Origin of the sequence: Pseudomonas sp. ATCC 43928, assembly GCF_005938665.2 — a bacterium.
Classification (GTDB): domain Bacteria; phylum Pseudomonadota; class Gammaproteobacteria; order Pseudomonadales; family Pseudomonadaceae; genus Aquipseudomonas.
This window is the reverse complement of sequence record NZ_CP041753.1, coordinates 1,171,436-1,195,904: the sequence shown is the minus strand read 5'-3', so window position 1 is coordinate 1,195,904 and position 24,469 is coordinate 1,171,436. Positions and strand designations below refer to the sequence as shown.

Here is a 24,469-nt window from a genome sequence, read left to right as displayed (position 1 = left end):
CCAGGAAAATAGCAGAAAATACATAACAGCAAATAGCGCGTGTATGCCCGAGATGGCGCCGGAGGCGCAGCCGGACTCGCCGCACGCGCCCTGCCGCTGACGTTACGGCATCAAACTTCGCTGAAGTAGCCGCTGACCGGTGCACTGCTCAGATGCTCGACGATGACGCTCCACTGACCGCTCGAGATCATCTGGTCGACGTGGGTGCCGTGCATTTCACGCGAATCCCAGGCTTCCACTAGCGTGAACGCGAGTGGATCCTCCAAGTGGTTGAGGATCTTGACCGTTTGGCAACCGTCCACCTTCGGCAGATTGATCTTCACGTCGTTCATGATGTCCTTGAACGATTGCAGCTTTTCTTCTTTTACATTAAAGCTGATGACGAGATTGACGGACATATTACTTCTCCAGTTGGATTTGAATACAAAATACATCGTCGATTACAGAAACCGTAGATTGACGAGGCGGCCAAACAAAATGCGCAGGATACGAAAAGAATGTTCAGGCTTTCATTTGCTGTTCCGTTCCCGTATCTAACATGGCCAAGCCGACCAGCGAAACCACTAAGTTCTTGATCCATTGCTTGACCTGGACTGCATCAATAAAATCTTTTCCTTTCACATGACGCACAGCGCTAGCCCAAAACCCTCTTTCGTTAGAGATCATTATGTAAATTCCTTTTTGGTGTAGATTCGCTATGGCGCAAAGAATTCGCTATGGAGCAACTACTATATATATAGTTAAAAAATGAAAATGATTAAAAATGATTAAAAATGCACGATTCCAGTCACTCTTGCGTTTTTCTTGCGCGACGGTCGATGGCATGCGCCGCCTGCGGGAACGGGTCCGTGATTCACTCTCTGGATGACTTATCTACAGGAAGCGGGACAAACCGCGCATCAAGACCTGAAAAAAGAGTAGCCAACATTAAAGTGTATACGGGGGTGACTATATTTCTGATTCCAGCGCAAACATCCCTTCAGCCACGGCCCCTGCAGCCTCGACTTCCGGTTTAACGTGTAAAGAGGAACCGTGGTTTTCCACGGACCTCGATAGACACAAAATCCCCGTAATCACTCGCTGATACGGGGATTTTGCATATTGGGACACCCCCCCTCCTCCATCCGTAGCCTGTCCGGTAACGCGGGAACGCTGCCCAGTTATGCAAGAATAGTTTTATTGGCAATCACTACAGGGATGAAGAGCATGCCATTTCCTTTCGAGTGTCTCCTGGTTTTGCTTGATGGCATTGCCATCAGGTCCCAGATCATCGCCGGACTTGAACACCTGGAAAAACATACCTCAGGCTTGCCGCTTCAGGTCGCCAGCGTTTTCGTGCAGTGGGCACACAGGAATTTCAACAAGTGAGCCTGGTTACAACCAAAGACGCCTCTTTCGCCTATCAGGCGGTGTACCGCTATCTGGTCGAGCTGATCGAAACCGCCAATTCGGAACGTGAACAGAAATTGCCGTCCTTGCGGCAACTGGCCCGGCGCCTGAATGTGTCGGTGTCGACGACCAAGTACGCCTATTCGCTTCTCGAAGACGAGGGACGGATCTATGCCAAACCCAAGTTCGGTTATTTCACCAAGGCGATGCCGGCCCCCTTATTGAACGAGGGCTCGCCCAATCTGCTGGACAGCGTATTCTCCAACGCGCGCCAGCCGGGGATGCTGGCCCTTAGCAGCGACGCGCCGGCGATGTTGTTGTCGCTGGAAAACCCGTTGTTGATGATGGAGCGCGAACTGGCCCGGCAATACCCGCGCTCCCATGCGCCACTCTATCAGCCGTTCGGCGAGCCCGAGTTACGCGGCGCCCTGGCCGACCGCTACACCCGTTCCACTCACAGCTACTGGCAGGCCGAGCACGTGTTTATCGGCTCGGACCTGCGCAGTGTGCTGGAGTTGTCCCTCAGCGCCTTGAATCTGGGGGGCACTGTGGCGCTGGTGGAGTCGCCTTGCTCATGGGCGATCCTGCGTCAGCTGCAGGCAGCAAAGATTCGCGTGATCGAAGTCCCGCTCGGCGAGGATGGACGCTTCGATCTGTCCACGCTCAGTGAGTTGCTCAGGCGTGAGCCCATTCGGCTGGCGGTGCTGTCGTCGACCGTGAATATTCCCCAAGGCAAGCTGATGCCGGCGCAGGATAAACAGCAAATCTGTCGCTGGCTGGCGGAGCGGGATGTCTGGCTGTTCGAAAACGACAGCTATGGCGAGTTCTATTTCTCTCCCAAACCCGCGCGCTATCGCGATTTTGCCGATCCGGAAAAGCTGCTGGTGTTCTCAACCTTCGACAAGATCATCGGCTCGGAAGCGCCCTATGGTTATGTACTGTGTCGCCGACACGGGCCTCAGTTGCATCGGCTATTTCTGGAACGGGCATTTCGTCTGTCGCCGATCCGTCAGAAAGCGATCGCCAAACTCTTCAGCTCCAAACGCATCGACCAGCATCTAATGGTGCTGCGGGCCATGCTGCTGGACCGGATGAAACGGATGGAGGCCTTGCTGGAGGCGCACGGCGATGGCCAGTTACGGGTTGTCGCCCCGCAAGGCGGAGCGACCTTCTGGCTCGAGGCCAGACACTCGGTGGACATGCGGCGGGTGTTCGAGCGCTTGCTGGCCCAGCGCATCGTTATCGCCCCCGGGGAAATATTCAGCCAGCAGGGGGCCTGGCGGCATCACGTGCGCCTGAGCTACACCCTCGACTGGAGCAAGGATATTCCCCTGGCCCTGAAGAAACTGGCCCAGGCTATCAGCGAAGAACCATAGCTATGCCTAGAGCCCATAGCAATGCCGCGATTCAGGGAAGCGGCCATCGCGCACCTCTTCGGCAAAACGCTCACAAGCGCCGCGAATCACCGCGCCGACATCAGCGTACTGCTTGACGAAGCGCGGCACCTGTTCACCGCCCAGACCCAGCACGTCCTCGGTGACCAGCACCTGGCCGTCACAGGCCGGTGAGGCGCCAATGCCGATGGTGGGCATTTTCGAATCCAGGGTAATTTGCCGGGCCACGCCTTCGGCCACCCCCTCGAGCAGCAGACTGAAGGCACCGGCTTCGAGGTTGGCCCGAGCGTCCTCGGCAATCATCGCACCGGCTTCGGCGGTCAGGCCCTGGGCCTTGAACCCTCCCATGACATTGACGAACTGCGGCATCAGCCCGACGTGGGCCATGACCGGAATACCGCGTGCCACCAGAAACTCGACGGTACCCGCCAGGGCCTTGTTGGCTTCCAGCTTGACGGCATCGCAACCGGTGCGCGCCAGGACCTGCGCGCAATTGCGAAAGGCCTGTTCGTTAGATTCCTGATAGCTGCCGAAAGGCATGTCGGCGATGACGCAAGACAGGCGCGTGCTGTCGACCACGGCCCGGGTGTGTCCGATGATTTCTTCGAGCTGCATACTCAGCGTCGAGGCCCGACCATAGCCGACCATAGCAGTAGAGTCACCGACCAGAATGAAATCGACGATTGGGTCTATCAACCTGGCAATAGAGCTGGAGTACGCCGTAAGGGATACGATTTTCTGTTGGCCCTTCATCGCGACCAGTTGCGGAACCGTCAATCGTTTAGTACGGGTATGAGCGCTCATAAGTGTCTTCCTGTGATGATTGAAAACCCCGGGGATGGGGCGTCTGTCACTACAACCAGTCTTTCTCCCATTCACGCCAGGTTTCATGGTCCTGGCGGATTCTGTCGGCGCTCGGGTGCACCAGGAATACGGCACCCGGCGAGCTGTTGAGGTCGATGGTCGGCGTTTTTGGGCGACCTTCGGTAAAACGAAAGCGCGCGTTGTAAAAGCTCGGCAGAGCCTCCAGGCGCTTGCGTACATCGAGTTGGGCGAAGACGCCGCTATGGCGGGCGATCAGGTTTAGTCCGCGGGCGTGCTGCTGCAAGCGATAGCGCTTGGGAAACGATGCCAGTCGGGCCGGCTCCAGATAGCTGGTGCAGGTCAGCGCGACCTGGTCGTTGCCAGTCGCCGCTTGCAGCGCCGGTGGGTTGGCCAGCCCGGAAAGACGGGCACCGGTTTCCAGCAGGCGCGGGCCGCGAGTCGTGAGGATCACTTCTGTATGGGCCGGACCGTGGGTGATGGCCAAGGCATCGAGCACGCCTTCGACGTAATCGATCAGCCCATCAAGCTCCGGCGCATCGGCGGGCAGCAGGTCTTCACGGTCATAGATCTTGCGACCGTCGGCGCTCAACGTCTTGGTGCATTTCCAGACATCAGTGATCCAGTGCTCGCCCTGATGACTGACACTGTTGATAACGTACTCGTCGCCCTCCAGGTATTCCTGCAACAACAGCGCCCGGTTGCTGCGCATCATCAGGTTAGTAGCGCCGAGAATGCAGTCGATGGCCGCATGCAGTTGAGCGGCATCGTGACAGATGAACACATTATCGGAGCCCGCACTGTCCAGTGGCTTGACCACCACCGTCGATTCGCCACGAGCCTGGAACCAGGCCAGAGCCTCTGCGCTGGAGGCGGTACGCAGTTGCGCAGCCACCGGCAATCCGGCAGCAGCGACCTGTTCGGCCATCAGTGATTTGTCACGACGGGCGGCAGAGTATTCGGGATCATTACCGGGCAGGCCGAGACGGGCGGCCAGCAAATCCGCCAATTCGACACCGAATTCGCTGCCGGTCAACACCGCCGCTGGCGCCTGGGCCGCGAGCTTTTCCAGCAACGGTTCAAGGCCTTCCTCATGCACGCCGTAGTGCACGCGGAACAGTGTCTGCGGGCAACTCGCGGCAAAGGCCGGTGGCATGTCGTTGCGTGAACGCACATGCAGCAGTGGGCGATGCTCCGCCAAAGCCTGGGCCAGCAGAGCGCCGGTGGAATAGGCGTCGACCAGAATCAGCGGCGCCAAAGTGGAGTCAGTGCAAGGGTTGGTCATAACGGTTCACCGTGTAATGCAACATCTGGAACAATTCGGACGAGGTAATACCCGGTCCGATCGAAGAAAGACCGCAGCTCTGGGGCAGCGGCAGGCCACCGACATTGCCCCAACGCAAGGCACCGTGGTCGTCAATGCGGGTCGTGGCGCGGCCAGGGTTGTCGGGGTGCAGGCAGTAGGGAATGTCGAGCCGCCCACGGGCGAAAGCCTGGAGTAACGCGACGCCAATATCGGTGTGCAGGTCCAGCGTGCTTTCCACCAGTTGCCGTGCCTCGAACAACACTTCCTGGCGATAGCCTTCACTGACCGGGTCGATCTCCAATGCGTCGCCCGCGGCGGCTTCGGCCGCCATTGCCAGGGCTTCGAGGTTGTCCGCGACCGATGGAATCTGCCGGGATTCGGCAACGGTCTTGACGATCAATCGCTCACAGCCGGCAGCCTGGGTCAGGCGCGCACTGTCATAGATCAGGCGGCGAGCACCATGACCGGTGGAGGGAAAGACCCCCATGTAGGAATACACCACGACATGCCAATGGACGCCGTCCAGATAGTCGGCAGCCAGTTCGCGCAGGGCCTGCAAAGCTCCGAAATCCTGGGCCATGGACGTGCCTTGGGCGTAGCTTAACGAGACGCTGCGAATGCCCTGCTGGCGAAAGAACAAAGCCTCGAGCAAGGTCATCGCGATCAGCATTGACGGCGGGCACAGCTGACCCAGCAAACAACCGCCGAAGCTCTCGATATGACCATGGGCAGTGGCATCGGCCAGCAACTGACAACTTTGCGCCCAAGCCTCGACTGCCCGCGCCAGTGGCAAACGGCTGTAAGGCATGCAGTAGGACACCGGGCCGCCTTCGGTGGCGTCGAGTCCGAGGGCCGCCAACCGCTTGAAAACATGCTGCGGTTGGGCGGTGCCATGGCGGACCTGGATCGGGAACGACGGGCCGTAGAGCCCATCGAGCATGCCACGCACCGCTTCCAGCGGATGGCTGATGATCGGGAAACCGTTCAGTGGGCTGTCGCTGTTCAGGCACTGCAGCGCGCTCTGGTAATCACCGACCCGGGTGTAGCTGTCCAGGGTGATGGTTCCGATGGTGGCGCAGGGCAACCCGGCCACTGCGGCCAACCCGGCGCGCATCGGCGCCAGTCCGCCGAAGCCCATGCGTGGTTGCACCACCAGTTCGCGCCGTTCCCGGGCCTGCTCGATGAAGCGCTGGAAATGACCTCCTGTCATGTCCATCACTTAGCGCCCCGACACCAGTTCAACCACGTTTTCACCCGTGGCCGGGTCGAAACGGGTTATCCGGCCCTTATGCGGATCACCGGCGCGAACCCGGGCAATCAGGCTGCTGTCGCTATCGAAATCGATCTGTTGATGGGCGTACAGACTACGTAGCGCCGGCAACGGCAAGCCGCTGACCTGGTTCAGCCACAGGCTCAGAGCGCTGTCCTGGCGACTACCGGCCAGGACGCCGTGAAGGTCCTCCAGATCTGCCAGGCGCTCAGGGTGACAGGTCGTGATGAAGCTCGACAGCTCGCGGCCACGCTCGACGAAGGGCGCGAACTGCAGACAAGTCAGTTGTATCTCGTCGAGCCCGAACGCCTCGCTGGCGAAACGGTTCGCCAGCGCCCGACGAGCGTCCTTGCCTTCGGCCCCGGCGTAGGCCGACAGTGCCAGGTCGATCAGGCGCTGGGGCATTTCCTTTTTGCGCATCAAGCCCTGGGCCAGCTCCAGGTATTCGCTGATACCGTCATGGTAGTGACGACCCTGTACGTACTGCGCCTTGAGCCCGCGAAAGTGCGCCATCAGCATGGGGTTGGCGCAGTCTGATTCAGTGAAACTGAACGCCAGTTCTTCGAAGCGGAAATCGAGAAACTCGGTAATCAACTCCCAGTGGTCTTCCACCCGGTAGCTCACCAGGTCGTAGATGCTGATGAAGTCCGGGTCGGCGCTTTCGCTGCCGCTGGCCACCCGACGTTCAGCCCGCTGTTCGTCGAAGCCTTCACCGAACAGTTCGACGAAATACACCTGGGCCACCCCATCAAGGGCCTGGAGCAGGCCGCGAAATCCCTGGCGCCGACACTCGTCGACGTTCAGCCCCAAACGTTGGGCCAGGCGCATGATCCAAGTGAAGTAATGCTTCTGTTCCTTGCGCGAATCACCAGTGACCACCGCGTCGACACCGCCTTGCCACCAGGCCGCACGCCCGTAGAAGTCGGCGACCGCCAGGTTGCAACTATTACAGAACGTCGGGCGGCCGTCGCCAGCGGTACGATGGCCGTTCATCAGCACATCGAAGCGGTTCATCGCGCGCACCTGCCCAGGGAATGGCAAGTGACGTTCGAACGGGCGAATCTGCTGGTGATCGACCACCAGCATCTCGACCCGAGGATCGTCATACAGGTGCAGGGCCCGATAGACCCGGTCGATGTTCGCCATGACCGCATCCGGGACCCCGGCGTGACGCATATTGGCAATGCGCAAGAAGAAGGTGCGGCCATGCAGTACGTTCAGGTGCAGTTGCACGGCGCGGATCAGCGATACGGTGTAGGAACTGTCCTTGCCGCCGCCATAGGCCACCATCAGCTTGTAGTCCGCGAGCCCGTCAACACCGCCAGCGGCATCGACCAACCGTTCCCCCAGGGTGGCGACGGCACGTCGGTCCACCGCACTGAGGTAGCGATTCAACTCGCCGAGCAAGGGGGCGTCGGCCATTTCAGAGGTAATGGCAATGTTCATATCGGTTCGGCCTGGAAGTGAAAGTTCTTGATCGCGTGGTGGATGTCGCTCTCGATATCCATTTCGCTCGCGTCGGTGAAAATGAAGCGACCGCTGTGCAGGGCGTCGTAGCTGCCGCCGGCTTCAAGGATCTGTCCGGGCCGGGGCAGCAGTTCTCGCCAGAGCGAGTTCAGGTGCGGGCGCAGCGTTTGCGCCTCGATTACCCGGCATGGCAGTTGTGCCGGTTTGGGGACGACCAGCCAGCCACCGCTGGGATCCGCCTGGATCGTCGGCAAGGGCACGCGCTCACCGGCCAGGCCTTTGAGCCAATGCTCATAGAGGTTCACGCCGAAGACTTTGTTGATCAGATGTGGCACTTCGGCGCCGCCCACCCGGGCTCCCACTTCAAGGAACACTAGCGAGCCATCCGCCTCGACGAATATCTCCAGGTGAAAGGCGCTGTTGCGCAGGTCCAATGCCCGCAGGCAGGACTCGCTGAAGACTTCGATCCGGGTGCGCAACTCCGAAGACTGGAGGATCACTGAACCCAGCGGTTTGGCGTTGGCGAAATCCAGGCAGCTGTTGATATAGCGCGACACCACCTGGAAAGGCACCCCGGCGCTGTCATCGGTGAAACCGTCGATGTGATAAGTCTGGCCCTGGATGAAGGCCTCGACTTCATAGCGCCCCAGGTCCACTTCGCTGAGTATCACGCGCAGGGCCTGGGCGTCCTCGACCTTGGCAACGCCGATGCTGGCGGCGCCATCCACCGGTTTGACGATCACTGGATAGCCGACAACATCGGCGAACTCCAGCGCCTGTTTCACGTCATTGCAGCGAATGAACGGTGGCACCGCCAGGCCGTGTTCCTGGAGGACTTCTTTCATTCGTGCCTTGTCGCGGTAAACCGCCACCTGCTCCAGGCCGTGACCAGGAATGTTCAGCGTCTGTCGTACCCACGCCGCGATCTCCAGAGTGAACTCCGACAGCGCGATCAATTGGTCCACGGGACCGACGCGATCGATGATTTCCTGAACGCCTGCCAACAACTGAGGGTACTGATTGACGTCATCGACCTGTACCAGATGGGCGATGTGCTCCCGGGGGGCCAGTACGCCCTCGGCGCCAAGGCCGTCGACCACATAGCTGATCCGATGTCGCTGATGATCGAAGAACTCTTCGTAGCGGGTCAGTTCATTGTCCCAGCGACTTGGGTCCTGGAAACGCGGCCAGCGATTGACGATAACGATATGCATCGATTCGATCCTGTGAAAAAAAGAGGGCTGGACTCAGGTCCAGCACGGTGCCGTGCCGGTACCCAGGACGAGCGCAGGTTTCGAGCGCTCAAGGGTGTTCAGGTAGTTTTCGAAGTTCTCGATAGCGTCGGGGCCGATGAACACCTCGTTGAAACCGGCGGCCAGCAGCTCCTGGCGAACCGCCCGCGTGTGGTCTTCCGAGGTGGTCAACTTGCCACCGATGACACAATGCAGATCCGGGTGCTGTTGACGCACCTGACGAATCAGCTCCAGCCCCTGGAAATGTCCATGGCCGTTGACGCTGCTGACCACCAACAATTGCGTGCGCCGCAGCTCAAGGGTGGCGAGAACCACCTCCACCGGAGTGCAACTGCCGAGGTTCTTGACGTTGAAACCGTGCTCCGCCAACCACAGCTGCAGATAAACCAGATTCCACATGTGCGAATCCGATTCGACGGTTGCAATCAGGCAGTCTTGCGATCCTTTCATTGCGTTGCCTCCATGGCTGAGGGGGGAAAGTCCAGGGCGGTGCGAAAGCGCCGGGTGGTCAGGTTGAACAGCAAGGCGCCGGGGATGGCGAGCAGCAGCGCGAGGGCTAGGATCAATGTCTGGACTCCGTACTCATGGCCGATACTGGCGGTCAGCAGGCCGCCCAATGGGTAGGACAGCAGGTTGACCAGGTAGAACGGGCCCATCACCTTGCCCAAGTGGTCGGCGGCAATCGCCTTGATACGCTGAGTCCGATTGAACACGTTGAACAAGGCACAGCCGGCCATCGCCAGGAGAAAACTGATGGCATAGAGCGCTACACCGCTGGCCGCGCCCATACAGATCAGCCCCAGGCAGAGCAAGGCAAAACCCCATGTACCGAGGCGGTAGATCGACATCCGCGCCAACAGCCGCGGCACCAGAATGAAATTGAGCAAGCCCAGTGCACCGGCCCCGGCGTTCATCAGGCCGAACACCCCGTCGGCGGCACCGAACACGCCACTGATGACAAAGGCATTGGCACTCAGAACGCAGGCAAAGGCCAGGTTGATGGTGAAATTGAGCAGCGCCAGGGATAAGACCGGCGGATTGTTCAATAACAGACTCCAGCCCAGGACCAGGTCCTTGCGGATGCTCTTCGGCGGGCTGGCCGACTGGGTATTGGGCAGGCCTTTCCAACACACACCCGCCGCGGCGAATGCCAGCGCCGCCAGCCCCAGAAGCAGGCGCTTGTCGGCGTACATCGCCAGCAGTGCCGCCAGCGCCGGGCCCAGCGCCATGGCCAGCAGCTCCATGTTCTGCACCAGGGACTGGCAGTGGGCCAGGCGTTCGGGGCCAGCGATCAGCGGTACGCTCTTTTCCACCGCCATACGCACCGGCGCCATCAGCAGCGAGAGCACGATGCCGTTGCCGATCAAGGCCCAGACCGTAAGCATTGGCGCATACCAGCAGACCCCGGCAGTCAACCCCAGGCTCACCGCTCGCGCGGTATTGGCGTGGCGAAACAGCAGACGCCCGCCGAAGCGGTCCGCCAGCAGTCCGGCAAACGGATAGGCCAGCAGTGCCGGTAGCCACTCCAGAGCGAACGCCACTCCGGAGTAACGGACATTGCCGGTGAGCTGGAAGATCATCAACGGTACTGCGAACAGCACCGTTTGTTCCGCCAACAGCGCGAACAGCAGGCCGGCACCGAAACGCCGCAACCGGGCTGTGTCATGCATGCTGGCTTTCCAGTTCGGCCTCGAGCTTGCGCAGGCGTGGCAACACATGGCGACAGAAACCGCGCATTTCGTCACGAGTCGGCCAGCCGGAAAAGATGAACTCGCTGACCCCTACTTTCTTGTATTCCAGCAGATATTCGGCCACTTCCTGATAGCTGCCGACCACGCACAGCGCCGGGCCGCCACGGTAGGCCACGGCACCGGACCAGAGCATTGGCGAGAGCCAGTCATGCTCAGCCTTGTCGGCCAGACGGAACGAAGTCTTGACGGCTTCGGAGTCGCAACGCCCGACGAACTGACGAACCCATTCGCGATGCTGCTCATCCGGGTTTTCCATCATGCTTTCAACGGCCGACAGGGCTTGCGCACGGGTTTCCCGAGCCAGCACATGCATGCGAATCCCCACCGAACAACCTGCCTCGAGCACTGCCCGGCTGGCCTCGGCGATACCCTGCGGCGTGTCGCCGTAGCGTAACCAGCAATCGCTGTGTTTCACGGCGATCTGCTGGGCGATTTCCGAAGCGCCACTCAAATAGATGTGTGGACGTTCGTTGTCCTTGAAAGGCAGTCCCAATTGCGCTTGCTCGATACGGTAATGAGCGCCGTGATGGGTCAGGGGCGTTTCGCCTTTCCAGAAACGATGCAAAATCTCGAGGAATTCGCTGGTGCGTTCATAACGTCCATCGTGGGCCACGAAGTCGCCATAAAAGGCTTGTTCATCGGGGGAAATACCGGCGACCAGGTTCAATGCAATACGCTTGTCGGACATCCACGACACGGTATTGACGATCTGCGTGAACAACGTCGGCGGCAGCAGGCCGGGGCGATACGCCAGGATGAATTTGACTCGGCTGGTCTCTCGGACCAGGGCGCCGATCATTGGCAGCGGGTCAGGCATGTGGTAGCTGATACCCATCAGCAACGAGTCGATCCCCAACTCATCGGCTTCCTGAGCGAAGTCGACAATACCGGCAAAGTCCAGGGCACCAGTGTTGTATTTCTCGGAAGCCTTTTGTTGACCGCTGTCGAGCGGTGAGCACCAGTGGATACGCAACGCGGGCATGGTTTTTCTCCAGAGCAGCGCCTGCCGCCGCCTGAAAGCGGGGCAGCGCAAAAGTGACGGTGGGTCAGAACAGGAAGCTGGTACCGACGGTGCGGTCGAACAGCGCAACATCGCGGATGCGACGTTTGCCGCAGATAAACTTCAGCAGTCGCTCGATCCCCAGCCCGCCGCCGGCGCTCGGATGAAGCAGGCCGCGCTTGGCGACTTGGAGGTAATTGGCGAAGGGCGCAAGGTCCATCGACAACTCTTCCATGCGGTAGATGATCTGTTCGTACTCGAACTCTCGTTCGGCACCCGACAGGGCTTCGCCATAGCTGTCGGGATAGATCAGGTCGTAGTTGTTGTACTGGCCGCGCTTGCCGGGTGTTTCGCGATCATAGAATTCCCGGCGGTAGTTGGTGACGAAGAACGGCGTGTGGGCCTTGGCCGACATGATCTTCTCGAAGTCGTCGCCATACTCGGCGCGCAACTCGTCCGAGCTGTATATCGGAAAGTGCGTCTCGTAGTGCGGCAGCTGGCGATTGAGGTGGGCCAGCTGGGCCGAGCAGTGTTGCCTGACCTCGGCGAAGGTGTGCTTGATCAAGCCTTCGATCAGCGCCATGACCTGGTGCATGTTGCCGCCACGTATTTCGAAGTCGAACTGGGAGAATTCCAGCAAGTGGTTCTCCGAATCCTTGATCTCGGCTTTTTCCAGACGAATGTTCGGCGCCACGATAAAGATCTTGTCATGACCTCTGGCGGTCAATGCCAGCTGTTTATGGAAGATCATGCTGGCGGTCAGTTTCAGGCGCCGCGTTTCGTACTGGAGTTCAGCGGGGTAGACCGCATGGTTCAAGGGGTCAGTGATGGGCGACATGAGAATGGGCATCAGCTGCTTGAAGTCGCGCTCCAGCAAATATTGTTGCAATGCCTGCAACACGCGACCGCGGATAATCGCGATCGCTTCAACGTCCGGGTGATTAAAATCGTCGAAATTACGCTGAATTTCTTCCATGTTGCGCTCAATATCCAGGGTTAGGAAGTGCCCGATTATTGGTTAAACACGCAAAAACTCAATGTACAGATTTGCCCTAAAAAGCAACCCAGATGCATTGTCTGGTTGTCCCGCCCGATAATTGGATGGACCATTACCGGCTATGTACCTGATGGCTTCATTCGAACGACACTGCCTGTTCAAGGGCGTGGTTTCGAATGCTGTTTCAGTCGCGAGTTTTCATGAGTTCCTGTTTAGAGTCCCTTTATGACGGCCCACATTGATCCACAACCCGGTCGCTTTTCCCGGTCTGACTACAAGACCCTGGGCCTGGCGGCGCTGGGTGGTGCGCTGGAAATCTACGACTTCATCATCTTTGTGTTCTTCGCCCTGACCCTCAGCCAGTTGTTCTTTCCGCCAGAGATGCCTGAGTGGCTGCGCTTGCTGCAAAGTTTCGGAATTTTCGTCACCGGCTATCTGGCCCGTCCGCTGGGCGGCATCCTGATGGCGCATTTCGCAGACCGGGTGGGGCGCAAGCGGGTGTTCAGCCTGAGCATCCTGATGATGGCTTTGCCCTGCCTGTTGATCGGAATCATGCCGACCTACGAACAGATCGGTTACTGGGCGCCCTTGACGCTGCTTCTGTTGCGGGTGCTGCAAGGCGCCGCTGTGGGCGGCGAAGTGCCTAGCGCCTGGGTGTTCGTGGCCGAGCATGCCCCGGTCAGGCGTCGTGGCTATGCCCTGGGTGTGCTGCAGGCCGGATTAACATTTGGCTATCTGCTGGGGGCACTGACCGCAACCCTCCTGGCGCGGCTCTATAGCCCCGCCGAGATACTCGACTTCGCCTGGCGCCTCCCCTTCCTGCTGGGTGGTGTATTCGGGGTGATCGGGGTCTGGCTGCGGCGCTGGCTGAGTGAAACCCCGGTGTTCATGGCCTTGCAGGCGCGACGTGAGTTGGATGCGGAGTTTCCATTACGGACAGTATTGCGCGATCACCGCAAATCCATCCTGCCGGCGATGCTTTTGACCTGTGTGTTGACATCGGCGGTGGTGGTGCTGGTGGTGATCACCCCGACAGTCATGCAGAAAAGCTTCGGCATGAGCGCCAGCCATACGTTCGCGCTGAGCAGCCTGGGCATTGTGTTCCTGAATATCGGCTGTGTACTGGCTGGATTACTGGTGGACCGGATCGGCGCCTGGCGCACGGTGCTGGTTTATAGCCTGCTGCTGCCGGTGGGGACCGCGGTGCTTTACGCCAGCCTGATCAGTGGCGGCTACTGGATCAGCGTGGCCTATGCGCTGGCCGGCCTGACCTGCGGCGTAGTGGGTGCGGTGCCCTCGGTAATGGTGGGGTTGTTTCCGACCCGGATCCGGGTGTCCGGTATCTCCTTTACCTACAATATTGCCTATGCACTCTGGGCCAGTACCACACCGCTTCTGCTGATCGGACTGATGCCGTGGAGCCCTTGGGTCTGCGTAGGCTATTGCGTGGTCATGGGGGCCGTCGGGGCACTCATGGCGTTGTTCTTCGGCTTTCGCTCCTCGTCGGTGGCTGACGTTTCGGTGGTTCCAGGCGCCTGAGCCTGACCTTTTCGCGCCGCCGGTCGCGGCGCTTGCCCCTGAATACCAAAGGACGGCAATTGGCATGAGCTGCGTCAACGATTTGCATGATCTATCGGCGGTGCAACTGTTGGTGTTGTTCGCCAGCAAGGAACTGTCACCGCTGGAATACTACGACCATTTGCTGGCCCACATCGAGCGCTGGGAACCCCATCTTAATGCCTTGTACGCCTTTGACCCGCAACGGGTCCGGGAACAGGCGGCTGCCGCCAGCGAGCGCTGGAGCCGGGGCCAACCCCGTGGTCTGCTCGATGGTTTACCCGTGACACTCAAGGAGTTGATAGCGACGCAAGGCGACTGCATTCCCCTGGGCTGCGCCGCGACCGAGCTGATCCCGGCCACAGCCGACGCACCACCGGCGGCGCGGATGCGTGAGGCCGGAGCGATAGTCCTGGGCAAGACAACGGTTCCGGACTACGGGATGTTGTCGTCGGGGCTGTCGAGTTTCCACGGCGTGACACGCAATCCCTGGAACCTGGCGAACAATCCCGGAGGCTCCAGTGCCGGCGCGGCGGCGGCAGCAGCGGCCGGCTATGGGCCGCTGCATGTCGGCACCGACATCGGTGGGTCGGTCCGTTTGCCCGCAGCCTGGTGCGCCCTGGTGGGATTCAAGCCGACACTCGGGCGCATCCCCATCGACCCCTATTACACCGGCCGTTGTGCCGGCCCCATGACCCGCAGCATGGATGACTGTGCGCTGATGATGCGCTACCTGTCCCGCCCCGATGCTCGGGATGCCACCAGCCTGCTACCGGAACAAGGCGATTGGGCCCTGGGACAGTTGTCGGTCCAAGGGCTGAAAATCGGTCTGATGCTCGATCCCGGCTGTGGCATTCAACCAGACGAACAGGTGTGCTCGGCGGTTCGGGAAGCGGCTCGCCTATTCGAAAGCAGGGGCGCCCAGGTACGTCAGATCAAGCCACTGATGGACCGCGCCGTGCTCCAGGGCCTGGATCAATTCTGGCAGGCGCGACAGTGGAGTCAGTTGCAGGCCCTGAGCCCCGAACGGTTCGATCAGGTCTTGCCCTACATTCGCGACTGGGCGGCAGCGGCCGAGAACCTGAGCGCCGTGCAGGCGGTTGAGGGGTTCAACCAGACGTTCGAAATCCGGCGCCGGGCAGCCGAGGTCTTTCATAATGTCGACCTGGTGTTGTCGCCGACCAACCAGGTCAGTGCCTTTGCGGCTGAATGGGCCTCGCCCACCAATGACCCGCGCCTGCCGTTCGAGCACATCGTCTTCACTGTGCCGTGGAACATGGGCGAGCAGCCAGCCCTGTCAATCAACTGCGGCTTTACCGACCAAGGCATGCCGATCGGCCTGCAGATGATCGCTCCGCGCTTCGCAGACCAGTGGTTGCTTCGGCTCGGCAAGACCTATGAAAACTGGCGCGGCACGATTCGCCACTGGCCCAGCCCGCCGTCTCGCCAAAGTATTTTATAGCCCTGTGGGATCGCCGCACCGCACGCTCCCACAGGATTTTCGTTGCTCAAATTTCTTAACTGACAGGCATTAGCAGCGTGTGCCTGTTTTTTTGTCTAGAGACTGATCGAAATGGATTTTCGTGTACTTCTGATGGCCGGCATTGCCGTCGGCAGCCCTTTGATTGTAACTGCGGATGAAACGCCGACCACTCAAGCCCAGGCCCCGGGTTTTGTCGACGGCAGCCATTTGGGGCTGAACTTGCGCCATTACTATGCCAACCAACACACCCGACGTTCTACCTACCTGGGGATCAAGAAAGAAGATGGCCTGGAGCGGACCCGCATCCGTGAAACCTGGGTGCAAACCGCGATGCTCAACTACAGCTCCGGATATACCCAAGGGGCGGTCGGCTTCGGGCTGGACGCTTCATTGTTCAGCGCCATCAACCTGGAGCGCGGACATGGGCGTGTCGCCAATGGTGGCGATCGGGTGCTGGTGGACAGCGATGGCGATGCGCTACCGACCTGGAGCCGTTTGGGTGTCGGTGATCTGCGGCTGCGTTTTTCCAGCACAGAAATCAAGGCCGGTCGCTTGCTCACCGACAACCCGATTCTGCGTTACAAGGACAATCGCGCCCTGCCCTCGAGCTTTCAGGGCGTAGGCCTGTTCAGCAACGAACTCGATTGGCTGTCATTGCAGGCCGGCAGCTTCGAACGGGCGATTCCACGTACCGGTACCGGCAGCGAAAAACTCACCACCACCTTCGGTAACCGGGCGTATTCGGGGTCGCGTATTTCCTACCTCGGAGGAATGGCCAAAACCCCTTACGGTCTGGACGTCAGCCTCTACACCTCACGCTTCGAGGACATGTGGCAGCAGACCTATCTGGGATTGACCCAGTTGATCGGGGATCGGCGCGAGATTGCGCTCAAGACTGCACTGAATTACTACCACACCGAGGATCAGGGCGAGCAGCGCCTGGGCTACATCGACAATGACGCCTTCAGCCTGGCGTTCACCGCATCGCACCGGGCCCACAGCCTGACTCTGGCCTGGCAGCAGGTGTTTGGCGACGAGTATTTCGATTACGTCTGGGAGTCCACGGGCAATTACATGGCCAACTCGTTGTACTCGGACTACAACGGCCCGAACGAGAAGTCCTGGCAACTGCGCTACGACCTGGATCTGGCGTCTTTAGGGGTACCGGGCCTGACGACCAGTCTGTGGCACGCAAAAGGCTGGGACATCGACGGCACCCATTACAGCGGCGACCGTAACGGGCGCAATACCGGTTACAACGTGCGGGGTCTGGACAATGCCAAACACGATGAAAACGGTTTAATGGTGGCGTACGTGGTGCAATCCGGAGCACTGAAAAACGCGGTGTTTCGCACCATTGTCTACAACCATCGGGCCACGGGCGGGCAGATCGACGGTAGCTACGACGAGGTCCGCCTGGTGGCGAATCTGCCGATGTGGATTTTTTGAGGCGGGCTTTTTGGGCCGAACAGAATCATCGGCCCCACTTGCGAAACACTGTGGAAGCTTAGCGAGCTCGCCGGTCCCCACAGTGGAGGGATGTTGGTTCAGACTTTTTTGGTTCTTGGCAGAAAGATCGCCAACACCCCAAACAGCGGCAAGAACGAACACAGGAAGTACACATACTCGATGCCGCGAATATCCGCCAAATGCCCGAGCAACGCCGCACCAATCCCACCGAAACCGAACATGAGGCCGAAGAACACTCCGGCAATCATCCCGACATTCCCCGGCACCAGTTCTTGCGCATACACCACAATGGCCGAGAACGCCGAGGCCAGAATGAAACCGATCACCACGCTCAACACACTGGTCCAGAACAGGTCCACATGGGGCAGCAGCAGCGTGAACGGCGCCACACCGAGGATCGAGAACCAGATCACTGCCTTGCGCCCGATCCTGTCACCGATCGGCCCGCCGAAGAAGGTCCCCGCCGCTACCGCACCGAGAAACAGGAACAGATGCAGCTGCGAACTGGCCACCGACAGGTCAAATTTCTCGATCAGGTAGAACGTGAAGTAACTGGTGAGACTGGCCATGTAGAAATACTTGGAGAACACCAGCAACCCCAGTACCACCAACGCACTGATCACCCGGCCTTTTGATAAACCGTGCGTCGCTGCCTGACCTTGTTTGAGTTTGAACAGGTTCAAGTGATTGGCGTACCAGCGGCTGATCCGGTACAGCACGAACAACGCAAACAGTGCGAACACGCCGAACCAGGCCACATTGCCCTGACCATAGGGAATGATGATCGCCGCCGCCAGCAACGGCCCGAAGGCCGAGCCCGCATTACCGCCGACCTGAAACGTCGACTGTGCCAACCCGAAGCGCCCACCCGAGGCCAGTCGCGCGACGCGAGAAGCTTCCGGGTGAAAGGTCGACGAGCCGATACCGATCAACCCCGCCGCCAGCAGAATCATCGGAAAGCTGCCGACCACCGACATCATCAGAATGCCGATCAATGTGCAGACAGTGCCGGCCGGCAACAGCCAGGGCTTGGGATGGCGATCCGTGTGATAACCCACCCACGGCTGCAACAACGAGGCCGTCAATTGAAAGGTCAGGGTAATCAGGCCGACTTGGGTGAAGGTCAAGCCATAGTTGGCCTTGAGCATCGGATAGATCGAGGGCAGCACCGCCTGAATCAGATCGTTGATCAAGTGCGCCAGCGCCACCGCGCCGATGATGCGCATGACCAGCGGACTGCTTTGTGAAGGAGCGGGCGTCGATGTCGCGGCGGACTGAGCGTTGCTGATGGCCATGAGAGTTTCCGTACTGCGGATGGGTGCGCACAGGCAGGTCGGTCAATGTGCCATTTTTCGGTGCAGTCGCGCCATCCCCTTAGCTTGCTAACGACCTCAAAAAAGGTGATAGCGCAAAGCCATGGTCTGAATCTTGCCTTGCTTATCCGCTTCAACGCGGCCCCTTACAAAGGGGACCGAGAATGGGAAGTTTCGCTACAGAGTCGGCCTACAGAGCGGACCAAGGTGAACTTTCGAGGCCTTTTAGAAGGACATCAGTCGCGGTCGCCATGGCCTCGACGCACGCCAATGGTGCGTGGTGTCCAGAGGAGTCATGGGGCATGCAGGCTTTTTTATCACCGGGGATCGGGCTGCTGGGGCGTTTCGGCTTCGCGCGCAAATTTCAGCTGCTGTTTCTGCTGTTTATCCTGCCGCTGGCAGGCAGCTTGTGGATGATCGGCCAGGACTATCGTGACAAGTTGAGCCTGATCGCCGGCGAACGCGCCGGGGTCCGGCAATTGATTGCCCTGGATGCGCTCGACAACTTGCTCGCCGCCCAGCGTGACCGCGCCGCGCGCTGGCGCGCCACCGAAACCAATCGCCAGCCGACACCTGCAACTATCGCGGCGATGGCAGCGTTCGACACGGTTCAGCCGGCGGTGGCCCAAGCGATCACAGACTTGGGCAATGCCCTGAAAACCGAAGGCGCCGAGGGCGAGACCCTCACCCGCTATCAAGCCTTGCAAAGCGCCCTCACTGGCCTGGATTCGAAAAGCCTGAGCAGCGTTGGATGGTGGCCGGACGGCTATGATCGCTTCACCAATGCCTTGAGCGCCCTGCAAGCCTTGCGCGAACAAATCGCCATGGACAATCGCCTGACCCTCGCGCCATGGCTGGAAACTTATCTGCTGACGCAGATCTCCACTCAACACGCACCGGACCTGATCGAACGGGTCGGTCGCCTCGCCGCGGTTGGTCAAGCTTCGGTGGTGTCCGGGCAGTTCACTCTGCAAAGCCGCCTGCAATTGCGCGACTTGCGCAGCCGCATCGGCGATGCTCGGGAACAGCTGGTGAAAACTGGTAGCCTGCTGGAAGCCCGCTTGCCCAGCGCCCTGCAAACCTGGGCCGGGCAGTACCATGACAGCCTCAAGCAGCTGGATGCCGGTTTGAAAGTGCTGGACGACGGCGTCTTCGGTGGCAGCATCAACCTCAAGCCCGAAGACTTCGAACGCAGTCTCGACGCCGTCCTCGGTAACCTTGCCTCGCTGCGCCAGCAATCGTTGGTTTCTCTGGATCAACGGCTGGATTATTACCACGGTTCGGCCATCCGCCAGTTCATTCTGGTGGCGACAATTTTTGGCTGCCTGCTGCTGGCCGCGCTGTACCTGTTCATCTGTCTACAGGCCTCGATCCGTCGCAGCGCCAGCGGCATCACACTGCTGGCCGAAGCACTGCGCGACGGCAACCTGAGCCTGCAAGTGCCGGTACAGGGCCGCGACGAACTGGCGGCGATCAGCACCTCGCTTAACGTCGCGGTGGTACAACTGCGCAACAGTTTGCTGGGGGTCGATCACGAAACCCTGCAGTTAAGCAACGCGGTGCGCACCCTCAACGATCACTCCAGCGGTGCTCTTGGCGAGGTCGAAGCCCAGCAGTTGCAGATCAGCCAGATCGCCGCAGCGGCCACGCAACTGGCCGCGACCTCCCAAGGGGTCGCCCAGAGTTGCGAACAGGCGTCTGGCAGCGCTCAGCACACTCAGCGCATCGCCGCCGATAGCAGCCGTGACAGCCAGCGTACGACAGCGAGTATTCAGCAACTCAATCAGCGGTTGAATGACACGGCGGCGGCACTGGGTCGGGTCAGCGAGCAAGGGCAGCAGATTCAATTGGTGGTCGATACCATTCGCGGCGTGGCCGAGCAGACCAACCTGCTGGCCCTCAACGCCGCCATCGAGGCCGCACGGGCTGGCGAGCAAGGTCGCGGCTTTGCGGTGGTGGCCGATGAAGTGCGCAGCCTGTCGCAACGCACCCAGTCCTCCACCGCGCAGATCGCCGGCACCGTCGACAGCCTGCGCAGCACCGTGAACGAAGCGGTAAGCCTGATGGAAGCCGCCTGCGGCCAGGCGCAATCGGATGCGCAAGCCGTCACCGGTCTCGGCGAACGCCTGGGGGAAATCGCCAGCGCGGTGCAAAGCGTCACAGACACCCTGGCGCAAATCGCCACCGCCGTTGAAGAGCAAGCGAGTACCGCTGATGAAGTCAGCGGCAACATCCAGCAAGTCGATCAGGCGGCGGTACGCTTGCTCGAAGGCGCGCGGGCGGTGAACCTCGCCGCGGACACCTTGAGCCAGGGTAGCAAGGCCTTGAGTGCGAATACCGGGAGATTTCAGCTCGGTTGATGCCCTCCCCTGACCCGTTTTTTCGGGTCAGCGGGATAAGCGGTTGAAAGTGTGGAGAAATATTTTAGATTTACGCTTGACGCATCGTCGTTCCAGGTGAATAATGCGCGCCACTTGGCTACATAGCTCAGTTGGTTAGAGCATAGCATTCATAATGCTGGGGTCCGGGGTTCAAGTCCCTGTGTAGCCACCAAGTACTAAAAACGGCTTACCGAAAGGTAGGCCGTTTTTTTATGCCTCGAGAAAAGTGGCGGGCGAACCCTGATTTGCGTAGCACTCCTTCGGCCGATAAAGTCCCTGGACCTTTTATCCCATGGACGGAGTGCCTCGCGTGTTCTCAGCCTTCCACTTGAACCGCTATCGCCTGTCAGCCTTTTCGCTGATCGCCACCGCTTTAACCCTCGCCGCGTGTAACGCCCCGCCCTCTTCGCCTTCGGTCTCGACCTTGCCGGCCGCGCCGGAAATCACCTCTGGTTATCGCACCGACCTGCAGACGCGGCACGCCTCCAGACACATGGCCGCAGCCGCCAACCCGTTGGCGGCCGAAGCCGGACGGGAGATGCTACGCGAGGGTGGCTCGGCGATTGATGCGGCCATTGCCATGCAAGCGGTGTTGACGCTGGTCGAACCGCAATCGTCGGGCATCGGCGGTGGCGCGTTGATCGTGCTGTGGGATGGCAAGGCCGTGCGCACCTACGACGGTCGCGAAACCGCACCGGCTGGCGCCACCGAGAAACTGTTCCTGCAAGCCGACGGCAAACCGATGCCTTTCACTCAGGCGCAGATCGGCGGGCGCTCGGTGGGTACGCCGGGTGTGTTGCGGGCGTTGGAGCTGGCCCATCAAAAGCACGGTCGGCTGCCGTGGGCGAGGTTGTTCGAGCCCGCGATCAAACTCGCCGAGCAAGGTTTCGCCATCTCGCCACGGCTGCATCAGTTGATCGCGGCCGACGCGTTTATCCAGCGCTCACCGGACATGGCCGCCTACTTTCTGAATGCCGATAGCAGCCCGAAAGCCGTCGGTACACAGCTGAAAAACCCGGCACTCGCCGCGGTATTCAAGCGCATCGCCAAGGAAGGTCCCGACGCGCTGTACACAGGAACCATCGCAAAAGAGATCGTCGCCAAGGTTCAGGGCCATACCAACCCCGGCAGCCTGTCGCTGAGCGATCTCCAGGGCTACAAGGCCAAGGAACGCGCGCCGCTTTGCACCGACTACAAACGCTGGCAGGTCTGCGGCATGCCGCCACCGTCGTCGGGCGGGATCGCCGTGGCGCAAATCCTCGGCACCTTGCAGGCCCTGGAAACCCGCGACCCACGCTTTGCCCTGGCACCACTCAAACCGGTCAAGACCAACAAACCGGCGGGCATAGAGCCAGCCCCTGAAGCCGTACACCTGATCGCCGAAGCCGAGCGCCTGGCTTATGCCGATCGTGCGCAGTACGTTGCCGACACCGACTTCGTACCCGTACCGGTCAAAGGGCTGGTCGACCCGACTTACCTGGCCAGCCGCGCCGCCTTGATAGGTGATCGCAGCATGGGCCAGGCCAAACCCGGCACCCCGCCGGGCATTCAGGTCGCCTACGCGCCGGACCGCTCGCCGCTGCGCATCTCCACCTCGCAGGTGGTGGCAGTCGATGACGAGGGCGATGCCGTGTCCATGACCACCACCGTGGAAGCGGCATTCGGCTCACACTTGATGGTCCAGGGTTTTCTGCTCAACAACCAGATGACCGACTTTTCGTTCATCCCCGAAGAGCAAGGGCAAAAAGTCGCCAACCGCGTCGAACCCGGCAAACGCCCGCGCTCGTCCATGGCACCAACGCTGATCTTCGACCGCCAGAGCGGCGAGTTCCTGGCCACCGTCGGCTCGCCCGGCGGCTCGCAGATCATCGAGTACGTGGCCAAATCCACCATTGGCCTGCTCGACTGGAACCTCGACCCACAGGCCGCCATCAACCTGCCCAATTTCGGCAGCCGCAACGGCCCGACCGAACTGGAACAGGGTCAGTTCAGCCCGGCACTGATTCAGGCACTGAAGGACAAAGGGCACAGCGTGGGCGAGATCGACATGACTAGCGGGACTCAGGCGATTGTTCGAGTCAAGGATGCGCAGGGGAAAGCCGCGTTGGCCGGCGGGGCCGATCCACGGCGTGAGGGGGAAGCGTTGGGGGATTGAGTCTTACGCAGGAATGAGGAAAGGCTTACCGGGAGGTAGGCCTTTTTGAGGACTACCCGCGCCGGATAGATAGCATCAAGTCGATAATTGGTTGGCAAACTGCCCGACTGCGTTCACCACTTTCTGCGCACCGTCCTGGATCTCGACGATCACCGTGCCCGCCTCCGCCGCCAGCGCCAGGCCTTGTTCAGCCTGCAGTTTGCCGTCAGTCATGAGCGCCACGGCGTTGCGCGCCATGTCCTGGTTCTGACGCACGACGCCGACAATTTCATCGGTCGCCTGACTGGTGCGCGAGGCTAATTGCCGGACTTCGTCCGCCACCACGGCAAACCCACGTCCCTGTTCACCGGCACGAGCCGCTTCGATGGCCGCGTTGAGCGCCAGCAGGTTGGTCTGCTCGGCGATGCCGCTGATGGTTTTGACGATGGTGCCGATCACCAGCGATTGCTCGTTCAGTGCTTCGATACCTTCGCCAGCGGTTTGCATGTGTTTGGCCAGGTCACGCATCACGTCTACAGCTTGGGTCACCACGGCAGTTCCGCGCTGTGCACTCTGGTCGGTTTGCTGAGAAGTGCCGTAGGCAATGTTGGCCGCCTCGGCGACAGCCTGCTCCTGATTGACCTGATCGGTAATCACCGTGGCGAACTTCACCACTTTGTAGAGTTTGTTGTTGGCATCGACCACCGGGTTGTAGGAAGCCTCCAGCCAGACCAAGCGACCGTGGCTATCGACACGCTTGAAACGATCAGCGACGAACTCGCCAGCGTTCAGACGGCGCCAGAAGTTCTGATACTCAGCGCTGTTGTATTCCTCTGGCTCACAGAAGATGCGGTGATGTTTACCCTGGATCTGCGCCAGACTGTAACCCATGCCACTGAGGAAACGCTCGTTGGCCATCAGCACGTTGCCATTGAGGTCGAACTCGATCACTGCCGTCGAACGCACCAGCGCGCCAATCAGGTTTTCATGCTCACGGGACGCCTCGATGGTACGGGTCAGGTCGCTGGAGTAAATCGAGAAGTTCTTGATACGGCCGTCCGAGGAGCGCACCGGCTGCATGATCGAACGCAACCAGGCTTCGGCACCGTTGCCGCGTAGCAAACGGACCGCGCCGGCAAAGTGCTCGCCACGGGTCAGCGCGGCCTTGAAACGGTTATGGAATTCATCCGATTTCACATGGACCGGAACAAGGTCTTCGATGTGCCGGCCGATCAGATCATTGCTTTTGTAGAGCATCTCACTGACGAAGTTTTGGTTGACCGATTGAATTCGCCCATCGGAGTCAAGAGTCAGGACCAGCATCTCGCTTTCCAGACTCTCCTTGACTTGCAGAAGGCTGGAGAGTTCTTCGCGAAGAGCCGACAGCTCCTGCTTCAAGCGTTTATTGAACATGGGAAGCACCGATGGACAGAGATAAAAAGCGGCTTACAGCCTAGCCATCGGCTTTGCAGGTATTTTCTG

The 24,469-nt window shown here is 60.0% G+C and carries 19 protein-coding genes, 1 tRNA gene and 2 pseudogenes; 8 read left to right on the top strand and 14 right to left on the bottom strand.

What is annotated here, in order from left to right; genetic code table 11:
* Positions 1 to 110 precede the first annotated feature (110 nt).
* Both FFH90_RS05345 and FFH90_RS29930 read right to left on the bottom strand, forming a co-directional pair.
* On the bottom strand, positions 111 to 398 hold the full coding sequence (locus FFH90_RS05345; RefSeq protein WP_018929562.1) for a putative quinol monooxygenase: 288 nt from the start codon (positions 396 to 398) through the stop codon (positions 111 to 113).
* 103 nt (positions 399 to 501) lie between these two features.
* Positions 502 to 666, bottom strand: a complete 165-nt coding sequence (locus tag FFH90_RS29930) for a hypothetical protein (protein ID WP_018929561.1) — start codon at positions 664 to 666, stop codon at positions 502 to 504.
* Positions 667 to 1,206: 540 nt separating this feature from the next.
* Here FFH90_RS29930 and FFH90_RS29925 point away from each other — a divergent pair.
* Together FFH90_RS29925 and FFH90_RS05340 are read left to right on the top strand one after the other, a co-directional pair.
* A complete protein-coding gene (locus tag FFH90_RS29925; protein WP_018929560.1) occupies positions 1,207 to 1,368 on the top strand; it encodes a hypothetical protein in 162 nt (53 codons plus the stop codon).
* On the top strand, positions 1,365 to 2,765 hold the full coding sequence (locus tag FFH90_RS05340) for a PLP-dependent aminotransferase family protein (RefSeq protein WP_018929559.1): 1,401 nt from the start codon (positions 1,365 to 1,367) through the stop codon (positions 2,763 to 2,765). Before FFH90_RS29925 ends, FFH90_RS05340 begins: the two co-directional genes overlap by 4 nt.
* Positions 2,766 to 2,771: 6 nt before the next feature.
* Here FFH90_RS05340 and panB read toward each other — a convergent pair whose 3' ends face one another.
* The 9 genes from panB to FFH90_RS05295 all read right to left on the bottom strand — a co-directional run bounded on the left by panB (position 2,772) and on the right by FFH90_RS05295 (position 12,628).
* The gene (gene panB, locus FFH90_RS05335) at positions 2,772 to 3,587 is read right to left on the bottom strand and encodes a 3-methyl-2-oxobutanoate hydroxymethyltransferase (protein WP_018929558.1); all 816 of its coding nucleotides are present in this window, start codon (positions 3,585 to 3,587) and stop codon (positions 2,772 to 2,774) included.
* Between the two features lie 49 nt (positions 3,588 to 3,636).
* Positions 3,637 to 4,890, bottom strand: a complete 1,254-nt coding sequence (locus tag FFH90_RS05330) for an ATP-grasp domain-containing protein (RefSeq protein ID WP_018929557.1) — start codon at positions 4,888 to 4,890, stop codon at positions 3,637 to 3,639.
* Positions 4,871 to 6,127, bottom strand: a complete 1,257-nt coding sequence (locus FFH90_RS05325; protein WP_082920821.1) for a methylaspartate mutase — start codon at positions 6,125 to 6,127, stop codon at positions 4,871 to 4,873. The genes FFH90_RS05330 and FFH90_RS05325 overlap by 20 nt, the downstream gene beginning before the upstream one ends.
* Positions 6,128 to 6,130: 3 nt before the next feature.
* Positions 6,131 to 7,627: a hypothetical protein gene (locus FFH90_RS05320; RefSeq protein WP_138866790.1), complete on the bottom strand. Its 1,497-nt coding sequence runs from the start codon at positions 7,625 to 7,627 to the stop codon at positions 6,131 to 6,133.
* Positions 7,624 to 8,862: an acetyl-CoA carboxylase biotin carboxylase subunit family protein gene (locus tag FFH90_RS05315; RefSeq protein ID WP_138866789.1), complete on the bottom strand. Its 1,239-nt coding sequence runs from the start codon at positions 8,860 to 8,862 to the stop codon at positions 7,624 to 7,626. Before FFH90_RS05315 ends, FFH90_RS05320 begins: the two co-directional genes overlap by 4 nt.
* A gap of 33 nt (positions 8,863 to 8,895) precedes the next feature.
* Positions 8,896 to 9,351 (bottom strand): cobalamin B12-binding domain-containing protein, encoded by a 456-nt coding sequence (locus tag FFH90_RS05310; protein WP_018929553.1) that lies wholly within the window; start codon positions 9,349 to 9,351, stop codon positions 8,896 to 8,898.
* The gene (locus FFH90_RS05305; protein ID WP_064616173.1) at positions 9,348 to 10,571 is read right to left on the bottom strand and encodes an MFS transporter; all 1,224 of its coding nucleotides are present in this window, start codon (positions 10,569 to 10,571) and stop codon (positions 9,348 to 9,350) included. The genes FFH90_RS05310 and FFH90_RS05305 overlap by 4 nt, the downstream gene beginning before the upstream one ends.
* Positions 10,564 to 11,634: an LLM class flavin-dependent oxidoreductase gene (locus tag FFH90_RS05300; protein ID WP_018929551.1), complete on the bottom strand. Its 1,071-nt coding sequence runs from the start codon at positions 11,632 to 11,634 to the stop codon at positions 10,564 to 10,566. The genes FFH90_RS05305 and FFH90_RS05300 overlap by 8 nt, the downstream gene beginning before the upstream one ends.
* Positions 11,635 to 11,698: 64 nt before the next feature.
* Entirely contained in the window at positions 11,699 to 12,628 is a 930-nt protein-coding gene (locus FFH90_RS05295; RefSeq protein ID WP_018929550.1) for an asparagine synthetase A, read from the bottom strand.
* A gap of 246 nt (positions 12,629 to 12,874) precedes the next feature.
* Here FFH90_RS05295 and FFH90_RS05290 point away from each other — a divergent pair, with 246 nt between their 5' ends.
* From FFH90_RS05290 to FFH90_RS05280, 3 genes are all read left to right on the top strand, one after another.
* Complete coding sequence (locus FFH90_RS05290; protein WP_138866788.1) at positions 12,875 to 14,188, top strand: MFS transporter; 1,314 nt, start codon at positions 12,875 to 12,877, stop codon at positions 14,186 to 14,188.
* Positions 14,189 to 14,252: 64 nt separating this feature from the next.
* Positions 14,253 to 15,668, top strand: a complete 1,416-nt coding sequence (locus FFH90_RS05285; protein ID WP_138866787.1) for an amidase — start codon at positions 14,253 to 14,255, stop codon at positions 15,666 to 15,668.
* 132 nt (positions 15,669 to 15,800) lie between these two features.
* Positions 15,801 to 17,138 carry an OprD family outer membrane porin gene (locus FFH90_RS05280; RefSeq protein ID WP_372240861.1) on the top strand — a complete coding sequence of 446 codons (1,338 nt, stop codon included), beginning with the start codon at positions 15,801 to 15,803 and terminating at the stop codon, positions 17,136 to 17,138.
* Positions 17,139 to 17,236: 98 nt separating this feature from the next.
* Here the strand turns inward: FFH90_RS05280 and FFH90_RS05275 are convergent, their stop codons facing one another.
* A complete protein-coding gene (locus tag FFH90_RS05275) occupies positions 17,237 to 18,454 on the bottom strand; it encodes an MFS transporter (RefSeq protein WP_064616169.1) in 1,218 nt (405 codons plus the stop codon).
* Positions 18,455 to 18,774: 320 nt separating this feature from the next.
* Between FFH90_RS05275 and FFH90_RS05270 the strand changes: the two genes are divergently transcribed.
* The 3 genes from FFH90_RS05270 to ggt all read left to right on the top strand — a co-directional run bounded on the left by FFH90_RS05270 (position 18,775) and on the right by ggt (position 23,008).
* Complete coding sequence (locus tag FFH90_RS05270) at positions 18,775 to 20,832, top strand: methyl-accepting chemotaxis protein (RefSeq protein WP_138866786.1); 2,058 nt, start codon at positions 18,775 to 18,777, stop codon at positions 20,830 to 20,832.
* Between the two features lie 116 nt (positions 20,833 to 20,948).
* Positions 20,949 to 21,025: transfer RNA gene (locus FFH90_RS05265), tRNA-Met, on the top strand.
* Positions 21,026 to 21,163: 138 nt separating this feature from the next.
* Positions 21,164 to 23,008: a gamma-glutamyltransferase gene (gene ggt / locus FFH90_RS05260; RefSeq protein ID WP_138866785.1), complete on the top strand. Its 1,845-nt coding sequence runs from the start codon at positions 21,164 to 21,166 to the stop codon at positions 23,006 to 23,008.
* A 75-nt stretch (positions 23,009 to 23,083) separates the two neighbouring features.
* On the opposite strand, the pseudogene FFH90_RS30605 reads toward ggt, so the two are convergent.
* Both FFH90_RS30605 and FFH90_RS30600 read right to left on the bottom strand, forming a co-directional pair.
* Positions 23,084 to 23,518 (bottom strand): annotated as a pseudogene (locus tag FFH90_RS30605) (methyl-accepting chemotaxis protein); the annotation flags it as partial.
* A 105-nt stretch (positions 23,519 to 23,623) separates the two neighbouring features.
* Positions 23,624 to 24,310 (bottom strand): annotated as a pseudogene (locus FFH90_RS30600) (PAS domain-containing protein); the annotation flags it as partial.
* Between the last annotated feature and the right edge of the window lie 159 nt (positions 24,311 to 24,469).

Coding starts and splice junctions, on each gene's coding strand:
- FFH90_RS05280 (WP_372240861.1), top strand. CDS start 15,801: ATGGCCGGCATTGCCGTCGGCAGCCCTTTGATTGTAACTGCGGATGAA.
- FFH90_RS05285 (WP_138866787.1), top strand. CDS start 14,253: ATGAGCTGCGTCAACGATTTGCATGATCTATCGGCGGTGCAACTGTTG.
- FFH90_RS05320 (WP_138866790.1), bottom strand. CDS start 7,627: ATGAACATTGCCATTACCTCTGAAATGGCCGACGCCCCCTTGCTCGGC.
- panB (WP_018929558.1), bottom strand. CDS start 3,587: ATGAGCGCTCATACCCGTACTAAACGATTGACGGTTCCGCAACTGGTC.
- FFH90_RS05345 (WP_018929562.1), bottom strand. CDS start 398: ATGTCCGTCAATCTCGTCATCAGCTTTAATGTAAAAGAAGAAAAGCTG.
- FFH90_RS05290 (WP_138866788.1), top strand. CDS start 12,875: ATGACGGCCCACATTGATCCACAACCCGGTCGCTTTTCCCGGTCTGAC.
- FFH90_RS29930 (WP_018929561.1), bottom strand. CDS start 666: ATGATCTCTAACGAAAGAGGGTTTTGGGCTAGCGCTGTGCGTCATGTG.
- FFH90_RS05270 (WP_138866786.1), top strand. CDS start 18,775: ATGCAGGCTTTTTTATCACCGGGGATCGGGCTGCTGGGGCGTTTCGGC.
- FFH90_RS05330 (WP_018929557.1), bottom strand. CDS start 4,890: ATGACCAACCCTTGCACTGACTCCACTTTGGCGCCGCTGATTCTGGTC.
- FFH90_RS05275 (WP_064616169.1), bottom strand. CDS start 18,454: ATGGCCATCAGCAACGCTCAGTCCGCCGCGACATCGACGCCCGCTCCT.
- FFH90_RS05295 (WP_018929550.1), bottom strand. CDS start 12,628: ATGGAAGAAATTCAGCGTAATTTCGACGATTTTAATCACCCGGACGTT.
- FFH90_RS05325 (WP_082920821.1), bottom strand. CDS start 6,127: ATGGACATGACAGGAGGTCATTTCCAGCGCTTCATCGAGCAGGCCCGG.
- FFH90_RS05300 (WP_018929551.1), bottom strand. CDS start 11,634: ATGCCCGCGTTGCGTATCCACTGGTGCTCACCGCTCGACAGCGGTCAA.
- FFH90_RS29925 (WP_018929560.1), top strand. CDS start 1,207: ATGCCATTTCCTTTCGAGTGTCTCCTGGTTTTGCTTGATGGCATTGCC.
- FFH90_RS05305 (WP_064616173.1), bottom strand. CDS start 10,571: ATGCATGACACAGCCCGGTTGCGGCGTTTCGGTGCCGGCCTGCTGTTC.
- FFH90_RS05315 (WP_138866789.1), bottom strand. CDS start 8,862: ATGCATATCGTTATCGTCAATCGCTGGCCGCGTTTCCAGGACCCAAGT.
- FFH90_RS05310 (WP_018929553.1), bottom strand. CDS start 9,351: ATGAAAGGATCGCAAGACTGCCTGATTGCAACCGTCGAATCGGATTCG.